Source organism: Thalassobium sp. R2A62, from assembly GCF_000161835.1.
Lineage (GTDB): Bacteria > Pseudomonadota > Alphaproteobacteria > Rhodobacterales > Rhodobacteraceae > Thalassobium.
Map to the genome: position 1 here is coordinate 2,453,720 of NZ_GG697169.2, position 14,189 is coordinate 2,467,908.

The 14,189-nt window shown below is 51.3% G+C and carries 17 protein-coding genes; 8 read left to right on the plus strand and 9 right to left on the minus strand.

The window, feature by feature from the left end; all coding sequences use genetic code 11:
• Positions 1-4: 4 nt before the first annotated feature.
• The 3 genes from mnmE to hemJ all read right to left on the minus strand — a co-directional run bounded on the left by mnmE (position 5) and on the right by hemJ (position 3,156).
• Positions 5-1,291: a tRNA uridine-5-carboxymethylaminomethyl(34) synthesis GTPase MnmE gene (gene mnmE / locus TR2A62_RS12190; protein WP_009159194.1), complete on the minus strand. Its 1,287-nt coding sequence runs from the start codon at positions 1,289-1,291 to the stop codon at positions 5-7.
• A 31-nt stretch (positions 1,292-1,322) separates the two neighbouring features.
• Positions 1,323-2,594 carry a transcription termination factor Rho gene (rho, locus tag TR2A62_RS12195; protein ID WP_009158757.1) on the minus strand — a complete coding sequence of 424 codons (1,272 nt, stop codon included), beginning with the start codon at positions 2,592-2,594 and terminating at the stop codon, positions 1,323-1,325.
• A gap of 118 nt (positions 2,595-2,712) precedes the next feature.
• On the minus strand, positions 2,713-3,156 hold the full coding sequence (hemJ, locus tag TR2A62_RS12200; RefSeq protein ID WP_009157693.1) for a protoporphyrinogen oxidase HemJ: 444 nt from the start codon (positions 3,154-3,156) through the stop codon (positions 2,713-2,715).
• Positions 3,157-3,548: 392 nt separating this feature from the next.
• Between hemJ and TR2A62_RS12205 the strand changes: the two genes are divergently transcribed.
• From TR2A62_RS12205 to dnaQ, 4 genes are read left to right on the plus strand one after another with little or no spacing between them, the layout of a single operon-like run.
• The gene (locus tag TR2A62_RS12205; protein ID WP_009160372.1) at positions 3,549-4,148 is read left to right on the plus strand and encodes a nucleoside triphosphate pyrophosphatase; all 600 of its coding nucleotides are present in this window, start codon (positions 3,549-3,551) and stop codon (positions 4,146-4,148) included.
• Entirely contained in the window at positions 4,145-4,978 is an 834-nt protein-coding gene (locus TR2A62_RS12210; RefSeq protein ID WP_009159128.1) for a shikimate dehydrogenase, read from the plus strand. The genes TR2A62_RS12205 and TR2A62_RS12210 overlap by 4 nt, the downstream gene beginning before the upstream one ends.
• Entirely contained in the window at positions 4,975-5,556 is a 582-nt protein-coding gene (gene coaE, locus TR2A62_RS12215) for a dephospho-CoA kinase (RefSeq protein WP_009159154.1), read from the plus strand. Before TR2A62_RS12210 ends, coaE begins: the two co-directional genes overlap by 4 nt.
• Positions 5,557-5,559: 3 nt before the next feature.
• Positions 5,560-6,255, plus strand: a complete 696-nt coding sequence (gene dnaQ, locus TR2A62_RS12220; RefSeq protein WP_009160828.1) for a DNA polymerase III subunit epsilon — start codon at positions 5,560-5,562, stop codon at positions 6,253-6,255.
• Here dnaQ and secB read toward each other — a convergent pair.
• A complete protein-coding gene (gene secB / locus TR2A62_RS12225; protein ID WP_009158166.1) occupies positions 6,252-6,749 on the minus strand; it encodes a protein-export chaperone SecB in 498 nt (165 codons plus the stop codon). The two genes, dnaQ and secB, sit on opposite strands and share 4 nt — an antisense overlap.
• A 45-nt stretch (positions 6,750-6,794) precedes the next feature.
• Positions 6,795-7,274 (minus strand): FxsA family protein, encoded by a 480-nt coding sequence (locus tag TR2A62_RS12230; RefSeq protein ID WP_009158214.1) that lies wholly within the window; start codon positions 7,272-7,274, stop codon positions 6,795-6,797.
• A 108-nt stretch (positions 7,275-7,382) separates the two neighbouring features.
• Between TR2A62_RS12230 and TR2A62_RS12235 the strand changes: the two genes are divergently transcribed.
• From TR2A62_RS12235 to TR2A62_RS12245, 3 genes are read left to right on the plus strand one after another with little or no spacing between them, the layout of a single operon-like run.
• A complete protein-coding gene (locus TR2A62_RS12235) occupies positions 7,383-8,042 on the plus strand; it encodes a Tim44/TimA family putative adaptor protein (protein WP_009159245.1) in 660 nt (219 codons plus the stop codon).
• Positions 8,043-8,083: 41 nt separating this feature from the next.
• Positions 8,084-9,061 carry a murein transglycosylase A gene (locus tag TR2A62_RS12240; protein WP_223296110.1) on the plus strand — a complete coding sequence of 326 codons (978 nt, stop codon included), beginning with the start codon at positions 8,084-8,086 and terminating at the stop codon, positions 9,059-9,061.
• Entirely contained in the window at positions 9,058-9,657 is a 600-nt protein-coding gene (locus TR2A62_RS12245) for a Smr/MutS family protein (RefSeq protein ID WP_009160735.1), read from the plus strand. Before TR2A62_RS12240 ends, TR2A62_RS12245 begins: the two co-directional genes overlap by 4 nt.
• Here the strand turns inward: TR2A62_RS12245 and TR2A62_RS12250 are convergent.
• The 3 genes from TR2A62_RS12250 to hslV are packed head-to-tail and all read right to left on the minus strand — an operon-like array spanning position 9,628 to position 12,758.
• On the minus strand, positions 9,628-10,851 hold the full coding sequence (locus tag TR2A62_RS12250) for an MFS transporter (RefSeq protein ID WP_009160446.1): 1,224 nt from the start codon (positions 10,849-10,851) through the stop codon (positions 9,628-9,630). The two genes, TR2A62_RS12245 and TR2A62_RS12250, sit on opposite strands and share 30 nt — an antisense overlap.
• 45 nt (positions 10,852-10,896) lie before the next feature.
• On the minus strand, positions 10,897-12,204 hold the full coding sequence (gene hslU, locus TR2A62_RS12255; RefSeq protein ID WP_009158041.1) for an ATP-dependent protease ATPase subunit HslU: 1,308 nt from the start codon (positions 12,202-12,204) through the stop codon (positions 10,897-10,899).
• On the minus strand, positions 12,201-12,758 hold the full coding sequence (hslV, locus tag TR2A62_RS12260) for an ATP-dependent protease subunit HslV (protein WP_009159899.1): 558 nt from the start codon (positions 12,756-12,758) through the stop codon (positions 12,201-12,203). Before hslV ends, hslU begins: the two co-directional genes overlap by 4 nt.
• A gap of 100 nt (positions 12,759-12,858) precedes the next feature.
• On the opposite strand from hslV, the gene TR2A62_RS12265 reads away from it, so the two are divergent.
• Positions 12,859-13,776 carry a hypothetical protein gene (locus tag TR2A62_RS12265; RefSeq protein WP_009160924.1) on the plus strand — a complete coding sequence of 306 codons (918 nt, stop codon included), beginning with the start codon at positions 12,859-12,861 and terminating at the stop codon, positions 13,774-13,776.
• 46 nt (positions 13,777-13,822) lie between these two features.
• On the opposite strand, the gene trxA is transcribed toward TR2A62_RS12265, so the two are convergent.
• Positions 13,823-14,143, minus strand: coding sequence for a thioredoxin (gene trxA / locus TR2A62_RS12270; RefSeq protein ID WP_009157327.1), 321 nt, complete (start codon positions 14,141-14,143; stop codon positions 13,823-13,825).
• Positions 14,144-14,189 lie beyond the last annotated feature (46 nt).

Here is a 14,189-nt window from a genome sequence, read left to right on the forward strand (position 1 = left end):
CTCCTCATTTGCCGATACAAAATGACAGAAAAATCTCGGCGAGAACGTCTTCTACGTCCATTCTGCCAACCAATGCATCAAGAGACTTGATCCCATCCCTAATATTCTCAGACAAGATTTCTTCCAAATAGTCACCAACTTCTATCATATCCGTAACAGCGGTTAGCGAATTTAATCCGTCTATCAGCGCTACACGGTGACGTTCCTTGATAGCCAGACCGGCACCTGATGCTCTGTGGCCCAGTTTATTGGCCACTCGAGCCAGCAATTCGGACACTCCAAAGCCAGAAAGCCCAGAAATTTCCTTGTTTGGATCCGCACCCTGATCTGAATGTGCCACGAGCGCTTCATCACCCTCAAGCAGTTCAATTTCTGGCAACTTGCCATCAATCGACAAAACAACTCTCAGGTCTGCTTGGGCTGCGCGATCTAATGCCCGGCGAATACCAATCTGTTCAACAGCACTGTCAGCGTCGTGCAGACCTGCCGTGTCCAGAAACGTAACGGGCAAACCCCCAAGATCGATTTTGACCTCAATGATATCACGCGTTGTGCCAGCATATTCAGATGTTATCGCTGCATCCCGCCCAGCGATTGCATTTAGCAAGGTTGATTTTCCGACATTTGGCGCACCAACAATGGCGACCTCAAACCCATCCCGAACCCGCTCAGCTATCTCCACACCGGCCGCTTCTAAGCTCAACTCTTTGCGAACTGCCTCAAGTAGCTCTTTAACTTCGGGCATTACATCCGTCGGAACATCTTCATCAGCAAAATCGATCGTCGCCTCGACCAAGGACACAGCACGGATCAAACGCTGGCGCCATACATCAGCCTTTGCACCAAGAGCACCATCAAACACACGGATAGCCTGAATGCGCTGAGCTTCTGTTTCGGCTTCAATGAGATCTGAGAGGCCCTCAACTTGGGTCAAATCCAAGCAGCCATTTTCTAGGGCGCGGCGTGTAAACTCTCCGGCTTCCGCCGCCACAAATCCCTCTAGTAGAGAGAGCTGCCGCAACACCGCCTGAGTGATCGCTGGCGAGCCATGAAGCTGAAGCTCTACGACATCCTCACCCGTAAAGCTTGCACCAGCTACGAAGGTTAAAACCAACGCCTGATCCAACAAGTCGCCCTCAGGCGTTCGCACAGCACGCAACGCCATTGATTTCTCGTACTGGAGAGAGCCGACAAGTTTCGAGACCCCAGAGAACGCGTCTGCGCCTGAGATACGGATAATCGCAACGCCTGCTTTACCATGCGCTGTCGCAAGGGCAAAAATTGTGTTCATTCCGGTTAACCCATTGTTATTGAACAATAAGTTAGGTATTCATTGAATCAAAGAAGTCCGAATTCGACTTGGTCTGTTTGAGCTTCGAAATCAGGAACTCGATCGCATCCGTGGTGCCCATTGGGTTCAGGATACGGCGCAAGACATACGTCTTTTGCAAGTCGATCTTGTCCACCAGCAGTTCTTCTTTCCGAGTACCGGACTTGAGAATATCCATCGCTGGGAAAACGCGTTTGTCTGCAACTTTACGATCCAGAACAATTTCCGAGTTACCCGTACCTTTGAATTCTTCAAAGATGACTTCGTCCATCCGGCTGCCTGTATCAATCAGGGCCGTCGCGATGATCGTCAAAGACCCGCCTTCTTCGATGTTACGTGCTGCACCAAAGAAACGTTTTGGCCGCTGTAAAGCATTGGCATCAACACCACCTGTAAGAACCTTACCAGACGACGGAACAGTCGTGTTGAACGCACGCCCCAAGCGTGTGATCGAATCGAGCAAAATCACCACATCGCGTTTGTGCTCAACCAGACGTTTAGCCTTTTCGATCACCATCTCTGATACAGCAACGTGACGCGATGCTGGTTCATCAAACGTCGAACTAACGACCTCGCCTTTTACGGACCGCTGCATGTCGGTCACCTCTTCTGGGCGCTCATCGATCAAGAGAACGATCAGATAACACTCAGGGTGGTTCTTTTCGATGCTAGACGCGATGTTCTGCAACAAGACTGTCTTACCTGTCCGTGGTGGCGCCACGATCAATGAACGCTGGCCCTTACCAATCGGCGATACCAGATCGATAATCCGAGCCGAGCGGTCCTTGATCGTAGGATCTGCGACTTCCATGTTAAGACGCTCGTCAGGATAGAGAGGCGTCAGGTTATCAAAGGCGACCTTGTGCTTGGCACGCTCTGGTTCTTCGAAATTGATGCTCTCTACTTTTGTCAGACAGAAATAGCGTTCGGTATCATTTGGTTCTTGGATCACACCCATAACCGTGTCGCCGGTCCGCAACGAAAGCTGGCGGATCATGTCAGGCGAAACATAGATGTCATCGGGACCCGGCAAATAGTTAGCTTCTGGCGACCGCAGAAAACCAAATCCGTCCTGCAGAACCTCTAGAACACCATCGCCACCAATGATCCAATCATCTTCAGCCCGCTCCTTGAGGATCGAGAACATCATGTCCCCTTTCCGCATGGTCGATGCGTTTTCGATCTCAAGCTCTTCCGCCATCGACAACAGGTCTTTGGGGCTTTGAGCTTTTAGATCGGACAGGTTCAAACGGTCTTGGGTCATGACAATCCTATGAATCCCAATCAAATCGATTGAGATTGCTTACTTTGAATTTGGAAACATGTGCCAGAACAGGCAACGCGATCTACCTAAGCAACCAGCCATTCAAAGTCAAATTTTTCTAGAAGGGACGAACAATCACCGAGATGACAATGATGAACATCAAAACGGTTGGGACCTCGTTCATCATTCGGTAAGTACGACCCGTTCTCGTATTTTCACCGCTGACAAAATCTTTGCGACGTGCACCAAGCCATCCATGCATCGCTGTCAATCCTATCACTGACAACAACTTGAACCATGGCCATATCATCGACCAGTCAATGACACCTGGAATAGAAACCAACAGTATTCCGAAGACCCACGTCGAAATCATCGCAGGGTTCATGATCACCTTGATCAATCGTACTTCCATCGTCTGAAACATCTGATCTGTCGCAGATCCCTGCTCTACCTGTTCAGTGTGATAAACATACAGACGAGGCAAGTAGAACATGCCTGCCATCCAAGCGATGACTGAAATGATATGAAACGCTTTGATCCATGGATAAAATTCGATCAGCATAGTTGGCCTCTTAGCAATGTCTCTCCTCTTGATAAATAATAAAGATAAGAATGAAAGATGATGTTTTTGTAGGAAGCAGGAATTCTGTGGATTATCGTTCTGTCCACAGAGTTCTTCACAGTGGTGCGCAAAGGATTTTTGGATGTAGCAGATACATCAAACACCTGATTTCTTTGTCTCTTGACGACACAGCTTCTGTAGGAATCTGGGGATAAAATTGTATCTTGCACGAACAACCACCATCAGGTCGACGCCAGAGATATCCTTATCCACGAGGGATAATTTTCTGAACAACAGACTGGCATGGTCAGTATTTCCTCAGAACAGGCTTTGTGATTTGCGCCGCACAAGTTACAGCCAACCCAGAACATAAGTTGTCCACAGGGTTATAAATGACGCCAACTATCATCCTCGCCTCGGCTTCTTCGATCAGGAGGACCCTTTTTGAAAACGCAGGTGTTCCTGTTCAAACAGACGTGGCTCGCATTGATGAGCAATCGATCAAGGCCTCTTTACTAGCAGAGGGCGCAAAGCCGCGCGACATCGCCGACACACTCGCCGAGATGAAAGCGAGAAAGATCGCCTCTAAGAATCCGCAGGCGTTGGTCATTGGCTGCGATCAGGTCCTCGATTTTGAAGGCGCGCTGTTGTCTAAACCGCGATCTCAGGATGAAGCAATTGACCAATTGTCCAAGATGAAAGGCAAGACTCACAAACTTCTCTCCGCCGCCGTCATCTACGAGGACAACAAACCAGTATGGCGTTCTGTTGGTCAGGTACGCATCCATTTTGGACAGCCATCAGACACGTACCTAGCGGACTATGTTGCTCGAAATTGGGATAGCATTCAGCATTCGGTGGGTGCCTATAAACTAGAAGAAGAAGGCGCCAGACTGATTGCACGCTTAGAGGGTGACTATTTTACCGTTCTGGGTCTGCCACTCTTAGATATCTTGTCTTACTTCTCACTTCGGGGGATCATTGCCACATGACCGATCATAAAATCCCACTCGCCGGCGTCATTGGGTCTCCGATTGCGCACTCCAAATCTCCTGCCCTTCATGGCCACTGGCTTAAAACCTATGGGTTAAAAGGCGCGTACATTCCTATGGATGTCACGGACAGCAATCTGGAAGAGGTTATTCGGATGCTGCCCAAGATGGGGTTCGTTGGGGTCAACATAACGATCCCACACAAAGTCGCAGCATTGTGGATTGCGGATCAGATGACCGATCGCGCCACACTGATCGGTGCCGCAAACACTTTGATTTTTCGACGCGATGGTAAAATCCACGCTGACAACACTGATGGATACGGCTTCATTGCTAACCTGAAACAGGGCGCGCCCGGGTGGCAACCTGCTAGTGGCGCAGCTGTTGTTTTGGGTGCAGGCGGTGCAGCACGTGCGGTTATTGCGTCTTTGATTGAGGCCGGGACGACTCGGATCATCCTGACAAACCGGACGCGCTTAAAGGCAGAGGGTTTGAAGTCTGAATTCGGCTCAAAGGTCGAAGTTGTTGATTGGGTCCAAGCTGGAAATGTCTTGGAAGAGGCAACGACAGTTATCAACACAACGTCACTTGGAATGACAGGTGCGCCAGAGTTCCGAGTGCCACTTGATGGATTGAGACCGGGAACAGTCGTTACTGATATCGTCTATACCCCGCTCAAGACCCGCCTCTTGCAAGAAGCGGAACAAGCCGGCTGTATCACTGTCGATGGTTTGGGCATGCTGTTGCATCAGGCAGTTCCAGCATTTGAACGCTGGTTTGGTGTTCGGCCAGAGGTCGACGTTAACACACGTTCCGCTGTTTTGGGATGACTCTGCTGCTGGGCCTCACCGGGTCGATCGGGATGGGGAAATCAACAACGGCCGCGATGTTTGCTGATTTTGGCGTCGACGTATGGGATGCCGATGCAGCAGTTCACCAGATGTACGCCAAAGATGGCGTCGCTGTTGCCCTAATCGCAGAAATTGCACCCTCGGCGGTTATCCATGGCGCAGTTTCACGGCCAGAACTCAAAACGCTGATTACCCAGGACCCGACGCTTTTGGGCCAGATCGAGAAAATCGTTCACCCGCTTGTTGCCCAAGACCGCGCAGATTTCATCGAAGGGTCTCAGACGGATATTCTCTTGTTCGATATCCCACTGTTATACGAGACCGGCGCTGATCAGTGGCTGGACTATGTGGTATGCGTTGATGTGGATGCAGAGACGCAAAAGTCACGGATCTTGGGTCGGCGCACGATGACCGAAAAACAACTCACGGTGATTTTGAACAAACAGATGCCCAACGATGAAAAATGTGCTCGTGCGGACTTTGTCATACCCACAAATTCGCTAGATGAGGCCCGTGCGGCTGTGCATTATGTCGTAGAAACGCTAAGAGGCACATAAATCATGCGCGAAATCGTACTCGATACGGAAACGACTGGGTTTGAACCAAACGAAGGCGACCGCATTGTCGAAATCGGTGCGGTTGAGCTGCTGAATCACGTGCCGACCGGTCGAACCTATCATCAGTACATCAATCCCAAACGTTCAATGCCCAAAGAGGCCTTCGAAGTGCACGGTCTTGGCGATGATTTTCTAAGGGACAAACCGTTCTTTGCGGATATCGCACAAGCGTTTGTTGATTTCGTCGGAACAGACAAGATGATCATTCATAATGCAGCGTTCGACATGAAATTCTTGAACGCCGAGTTGGGCTGGGTCAACCGCCCCTTGCTTCCAATGGACCAAGCGCTCGACACGCTTGCGATTGCACGGCGCCGTTTTCCTGGATCGCCCGCGTCTCTTGATGCGCTGTGTCGTCGGTTTGGTATCGATAACTCGTCGCGCACGCTCCACGGGGCGCTTTTGGATAGTGAAATTCTGGCAGAAGTTTATCTCGAACTCATCGGAGGACGTCAGCCAGACTTTGGGCTGAACACCGCACCGAAAGAAGAGAAAAAGTTTGTCACTTCGACGACAGACAATCGACCCAAGTCGCGCTCAACGCCGTTGGTGTCATTGTTGTCCGAGGAAGAAGCCACCGCCCACTCTGCCTTTGTCGACAAGTTGGGCGATGACGTTCTTTGGAAAAAACTGACTTAAGCGTCAGTTTTGGCTGCGGCCTGTTCGGCTTGGCGGCGCGCAATCTCGTTCCGGTAGAGCGAGATAAAGTCGATGTTCTCTAGGTTCAGCGGCGGGAAGCCACCATCACGAGTAACGTCGCTTACAATCCGACGCAGGAACGGGAACAACATGCGTGGGCATTCGATCAAAAGATACGGATGCATCTGCTCATCGGGCAGACCTGTGATTTCAAAGATTCCAGCGTATTCGATTTCCAAAAGGAACAGGTTGTCGCCGCCCTCTTTGTTCTTCGACGTGATTTTCAGCTTGATCACTACTTCGTACTGGTTCTCGCCACGCTTGCGTGCATCAAGGTTTACCTGAACCGCGATCTCGGGCTGGACGTCACCGCCAACACCGCGCTGAGCCATGATGTTTTCAAAGGACATGTCCCGGATAAACTGCGCTACGATGCGCTGGTTCACTTGTGGTGCCTGCTGAGCTGCGGCTGGTTCTGCGCCATTTTCGGCCATTGGAAGGTCTCCGTAAAAAATGCTTCGGACGTTCCTAACAGGGCTTTAGTGGTCCGTCCACTTGGACGGCTTGTCATTTGGCGATGTTTTCGGATCAATCTCGTGAAATTCGCCATCAATCACTTGGTCGTTCGGCTGTTGGCTCTGTCGAGGAGGCTCGCCCATTGAAAATGATTGAACTTTGATCTTAGATCGCAGCCACCGATACGCCGCACGTCGGATTGGTGCGACGAGCAATGCAAAACCGACCGCATCTGTCAAAAACCCCGGTGTCAAAAGCAAAACACCAGACACAAGGATCATTGCGCCATGCGCTAATGGCTCTGTTGGATCTTGCAGTTCAGAAAACGACGTTTGTACGTTTCGCAATGCCATTGCCCCCTGCGCGCGTACCAGCCAAGTGCCCAAAATGGCGGTTATGATAACGATACCAATCGTTGGCCAAAAGTGGATCAATCCCCCAACTTTGAGAAACAGGGCGATCTCAATGATGGGAACAGCAATGAATAATAAGAAGAGATACATCTCTTACCTCGTATTTGTGACCCTGCCACTTGTGGACTTGGGCCTATCCGTGACCTACATATGATCAAGATTGTTTTCTTACCACTCTTTCCCAGAAACGAGACCCAAATGAATTCACCTATTATTCAGCTCTTGGTTTTGGCTGGAATAGCCATCTTTTTGATCCTACGCTTGCGCAATGTTCTGGGAACCCGCGAGGGCTTTGAAAAGCCGCCGGCGCAGCAATCCTCGGCACCTGATCGCGCACTCAGCGATTTTGAGGTCATCGAGGGAGGTCCAGATCACGATATCACGGATCATGTTCCAGAAGGTGGCGACGCCTACAACGCGCTATTGGGAATGAAGAAGGTCGATCCGTCGTTCAACGTTGGCGAATTTCTGGGTGGTGCGCGTGGCGCATATGAAATGATCTTGATGGCGTTTGAGCGTGGCGAGATTGAGGAAATCAAACCATTCTTGTCATCTGACGTATACGAAGCATTTGCGACGGTTGTTGATGACCGCAAAGCCAAAGGCGTTACAATCGAGGCAAACTTTGTTGGGATCAGCGACATGGCACTGAACGCTGCTGATTTTAACGAGACAACAGGCGAAGCTGAAATCGCTGTCCGGTTTGTTGGCGAAATGACCAGCATCGTTCGCGACAAAGGTGGCGATGTGATTGAAGGTAGCGAAACAACAGTCAAACGGCAAAAAGACACATGGACCTTTGCCCGTGATATGGATGCTGACGATCCAAACTGGGATCTCGTCGCCACGGGCGAATGATCCGAGCGGCGCTGCTTTCTCTTTGTCTTGCGGGGCCGGTTATGGCGCAAAGCAACATTACGCTTCTCGAGTTTGACCAGCTGGATGGCTGGAACGACGACGATCATGATCAGGCATTAGATGTCTTTCTAAATACATGCCGTGATTTGGATGATCCGGATTGGACATCCCTCTGTCAGGTCGCGGGTCGCCAGCCAGATGCCAAGGCATTTTTTGAGCTCTTTTTTCGCCCAGTCTTGATCGAAGATGACAAAGACGCTTTGTTCACTGGCTATTTCGAACCCGAGCTCCGCGGGTCTCTGACAAGAGACGAAACCTTTAGGTTTCCGCTCTATCGGCTGCCGCCTGAAATTAAGCGTGGAACACCTTGGCTGACCCGCCGTGAAATGGAAGAAACAGATGCTTTGGCAGGCCGCGGTCTCGAAATCGTTTGGATTGATGATCCCGTGGATGTGTTCTTTCTACAGGTTCAGGGGTCAGGGCGCGTCAACCTGAACACAGGTGGCGGAATTCGTGTTGGGTATGGTGGCGCCAATGGGCATTCGTATTCTTCGGTTGGAGCCGAGCTAATCGCGCGTGGGATTTACGAGCCGCACCAAGTATCCGCACAGGTCATTCAAAACTGGGTCAAACGTAACCCCGAAGACGGCGCAGACCTGCTGCGCACAAACGACAGCTATGTCTTCTTTCGCGAAGTGAACGAAGTTCCTGCTGACAAGGGCCCGCTTGGTGCGATGAACCGATCTATTACGACAGACCGCTCGGTTGCTGTTGATCCTGCGTTCGTCACGCTTGGCGGCCCAGTATGGTTAGAAAAGGATGGTCGCACACCTATCCGCCGTTTGATGATTGCCCAGGACACGGGATCGGCCATCAAGGGTGCGCAACGGGCTGACATCTTCTTTGGGACTGGCGATGAGGCTGGACGCCTCGCGGGGCAAATCAAAGATGGCGGTCGTCTGGTGCAGCTGGTTCCCATTCAACGCGCATATGCAATGGCCACTGGGGACGATGAATGAAACGCCCCCGCGAACTGCGGTCGGACGAACGTGATCTATGGAACCAAGTCACCAAACGTACTGATCCGCTGAACCCGAAGAAGCCGGCGGTGATTGTCCAAGCCAAGCCCAAAAAACTTGCACCAATCGAGCGAAAGCCTGAACCGATACCAATGTTTCGGATTGGTGAAAAAACGGCGACACACCGACAAAATGATTTAGCCCCTCAGCTTCGGGACCACTTGTCATCTGCGCCTGTACAGATGGACAAAGGGTCGTTTCGTAAAATGTCACGCGGTAAGATTAAGCCTGAAATGCGGATCGATTTGCACGGAATGTCATTGGCCGAGGCACACCCTGAGCTGATCGCCTTTATCATCAGCGCGCACCTCGAACAAAAACGGTTGGTGTTGGTCATCACAGGTAAGGGTAAACAAAAGAACGACACAGGTCCGATACCCGTGCGCCATGGTGTTTTGCGTCACCAAGTTCCTCAATGGCTCGCGATGCCACCGCTCGCAAATCGGATTCTAGAGGTTCGCGAGGCTCATCTCAAACACGGTGGTGCTGGCGCCTACTATGTCTATCTACGTCGAACGAGGGGTCTCTCGACCTGAAACTGCGATACCAATTGCAACTGATAGACAGGCAAGCGCAAAGAAGATGGAAAACCCTTTTAGCTGGGTTTCGAACCCAACACCTTGATCAATCAAAAACCCTGACAAACCTGGACCGATAGCCGACCCCAAGACCATTAGTGCTGTCGCCATAGCCTTGATCGATCCAATAAACTGGGTTCCAAAAGTTTCCGCCCAATACGCGATCGGTACTGTCGAATTCGCACCGCTTGCCAAGGCAAGACACCCCATCGCAATCGTACCCTCGAAAACTGTATCCGCTGTCGCAAATAGCCAGAAACCAACAATCAGAGGAGACAGAAAGATTGGCATCAATCGTTTGCTGCCAAACCGATCAATCGCAAAGCCTGACAGGATCATCGCCACAACCCCAACTCCAGTATAGATCGGGAACAATGTGACGAGCTCGAGATGAGCCCACCCTTTGATCTTGGCTAAATGTACCTGTTGGAAAAAGAACGCGGTTATCCATGCAGATGGCCCAACAACAGCCGGTGCGATGAACCAAAACAGAGGATGTCGGATCACGTCACTTCGCGTCCAATGTTTGCCATGCATTCCTACACTATCGGATCCTTGTACGATCGATTGTGGTGTTCGTTCCATTCGCAATAATCGTGCCAACACCGGCAAAAGGCACAGTGTCAGAACCGCGCTTCCAACCCAAAGAAACCGCCAATCAAAGTGAACCAACAGTAGAACGAACAAAATTGGCAACGTCGCCTCGCCAACAGCGTAGCCGGTACTTGCAAATGAGAGCGCCTTGCCGCGAGAGGCTTGAAACCAGCGGGTCATCGCAACAGATGAAATATGATTTAGCATTCCTTGGCCGGAAAACCGGAGCAGGAAAATCGCAACAGGAATGAACCAAACACCGGGTAACGCCGCCATTGAGAGACATGCGCAGGCCAAGAGAACAATAATCGCTTTGCCAAGAACCCGAACCCGATACGTGTCGGTTAACGTTCCGGCCCATATCATCAGAACTGCCGAACTTAGCGTCCCAATCATATAGAGGCCGCCCCAAGCAGTATGGCTTAGATCAAAGCTGCGCTGGATATCGCCCGCAAACACCGAGATGAAAAACGTTTGACCAAAACTGGAGGCAAAGGTCAGCAGAAACCCAGCACAGAGAAAAGGCGCGTTTTCACGGAAGAACGACAAGGAATTCATCCAGCTTTGTCGCCTTGCCAGTGTCTAAAGGAAAGCCTTTATTCGCTAGAGAACATATCTGCTGAGATCTGCGGACTTGGCCAGTTCGCCCAAATGCTCTTCGACAAACGCGTGGTCAATTGTAACCTCGTCGCCGCTTCGATCTGGGGCCGAAAACGACAACTCTTCAAAGACCCGCTCGAGCACTGTGTAGAGACGGCGCGCGCCGATATTCTCGACGGATTCGTTTACTTCGGCTGCAATTCTAGCCAAGGCTGCGATACCGTCTTCTTTGAATGTAACGGTCACATCTTCGGTGCCCATGAGCGCGGTGTATTGGCGGGTCAGCGCGTTATCAGTCTCAGTCAGAATGCGTATAAAATCGGATTCGGTCAGCGCGCGAAGTTCGACGCGAATTGGCAAACGACCCTGAAGCTCGGGCAAGAGATCAGATGGCTTGGCGATGTGAAATGCACCAGAGGCGATGAACAGGATATGATCTGTTTTAATTGCTCCGTGCTTTGTCGAGACAGTCGTGCCTTCGATCAATGGCAGCAGGTCGCGTTGAACACCTTCTCGACTGACGTCACCACCACGCGCATCGGCACGGGCGCAGACCTTGTCGATTTCATCCAAAAACACGATGCCGTTCTGTTCAACAGCCTCTAGCGCTGCGCGCGTCACGGTTTCATCATCCAACAGTTTGTCTGCTTCTTCGGAAATCAGAACATCATAGCTCTCTGAAACGGTCATCCGTTTCTTAACGGTTCGGCCGCCAAATGCTTTGCCAAAGATATCACCGATATTCATCATTCCACCCATTTGACCGGGCTGGCCGGGGATCTCCATCCCTTTCATTGGGTTTGATGTGTCGGTGAGCTCGAGCTCAATAATCGTTTTGTCCAGCTCACCAGTTTTCAGCTTCTTGCGAAACATATTTTGGGTGCTTTCGCGGGCATCTTCACCAGCAATTGCAGCGACGACGCGATCCTCAGCGGCTTTATGTGCCTTGGCTTTGACGTCATCTCGCATGTTTTCACGCGTCTGAATGATCGCAGCGTCGACCAGATCTCGGACGATCTGTTCCACATCCCTACCGACGTATCCAACCTCGGTAAATTTGGTGGCCTCGATCTTAATAAACGGTGCGCGCGCAAGCTTGGCTAACCGTCGCGAAATCTCGGTCTTGCCGACGCCGGTTGGGCCAATCATCAGAATGTTCTTGGGGTAAACTTCGTCGCGTAAGTCATCGCCCAGTTGCTTGCGGCGCCAACGATTGCGAAGCGCCACCGCAACGGCACGCTTGGCGTCGTTTTGGCCTATAATAAAACGGTCTAGTTCCGAGACGATCTCGCGGGGGGTCAGGTCGGTCATTGTTTGATTACCTCAACGGTCAGGTTGCCGTTCGTGTAGACGCAGATGTCAGATGCAATCGCCATAGCTTGGCGGGCGATATCTTCGGCTGGTTTGTCGCCGTCATATAGTCCGCGTGCCGCAGCAAGAGCAAAATTGCCGCCTGATCCAATCGCCGCAACATTATGCTCTGGTTCCAAGACATCGCCGGCACCAGTGATTACCAACAGGTCTGTACCGTCAGTTACAATCAGCATCGCCTCGAGTTTTTGCAAATATTTGTCAGTGCGCCAGTCCTTGGCGAGCTCGACAGAGGCGCGCGCCAGTTGTCCTGGTGTCGCTTCAAGCTTGGCTTCTAAGCGCTCTAGCAGTGTAAAGGCATCAGCGGTCGAGCCAGCAAAGCCAGCGACGACATCGTGTCCGCCGGGAGACAGACGACGCACTTTGCGCGCAGTCCCTTTGATTACGGTTTGGCCTAGGCTCACCTGACCATCACCGGCGATTACAACCTCGCCCCCCTTTTTCACACCAATGATTGTGGTGCCGTGCCATCCGGGGAAATCACTATCTGCCATGTTAAACCTCAGTGTTGCGTCTCATTTATATGGCGGTCCGATGCGTGTTGAACAAGCCTCTTGGATTGTGAGACCGCAATGGTTTGGGTATCGCTAGTGTATGAACAGCGAAAAGACACTCACATTCTATCTTAGCAAACGCCTGTTGAAACAGGTCGACGCCAAGCAAAATGGTTTCGTGTCCAAGGTTGCCCGCGTTGCTGAGACGTCTGGTTTCCAAGTGCGCTACGAGCAAAACTCGAAACAAGCACGGATCGCGTCCATGATGAATGACGGATACGCCATGTTTCATATGGACGACCCGTTCCACGACCACGCCCTGACAATGCGCAAAGTCTATTCCTATCCATTTTGGCAGATCGAAAAAGATGCCAAGCGATGGGAATGGGCAGTTGCAAAGAGACAGTTTGAACCCACGGAAATAGACCAAGGCCTTGCCAGAGATTTCGTCGAAAATTGGCGCAAGTGGTTGTTCCAAGGCCAAGCCGAAAATCCGATGCGCAGCGGGTTTGTCTACGTGCCCTTGCAGGGGCGCGTGTTGGACAATCGGAGCTTCCAGACAATGAGTCCGTTGGACATGCTGCGCGAAACATTGGGCCATGAACAACAGCGCCCAATCATTGCAACGCTTCACCCTAATGAAAACTATTCAACAGATGAGATTGCGGAACTAGAGACACTGATCAACAAGCACCCGCAGCTTAAAGTCACATCGGCACCAATGGCGAAAATGCTGGCGGAATGCGACTATGTCGTCGCGGAAAATTCGTCTGCGGCATTCTTCGCTCACTTCTTTGGCAAGCCATCGATCCATTTTGCGAAAATCGACTTTCATCATGCCGGACTCAACGTTGGGGAAATAGGAGTGTCCGCAGCGTTTGAACAGATAACGAACCACAGCCCAAACCACGAGGCTTATCTGTATTGGTTTTGGCAAATAATGGCGATCAATGCTGGACGGGCCGATGTGTCAGATCGCATACGCTTGGCCATGCAGAATGCTGGATGGCCTATGTAAAAAGGGCGCCCAATCAGGACGCTCTTTCTTACAAAAACTTGTCGACTTAGATCGAGTCTTCGATCCAGCTTTGCAGTGCTGCCTTTGGTGCGGCGCCTGCGCGGTTTGAAACAACTTCACCGCCTTTGAACACGAACAAAGCGGGGATCCCGCGAACACCCATTTGAGCTGGTGAATTGGGGTTTTCGTCGACGTTCACTTTGACGATTTTGACCTTGCCTTCCATCTCAGCCGACAGCTCTTCGAGCGCTGGGCCAATCTGTTTGCAAGGGCCACACCATTCGGCCCAAAAATCTACAACAACGGGAACATCAGAGTTCCGCACTTCGGCATCAAAGGTTGCGTCTGTTACTGCTACGGTAGCCATCAGTTATCTCCTGCGGCGAAAAAGGTTAGGTTGGGAACCTAGGAAC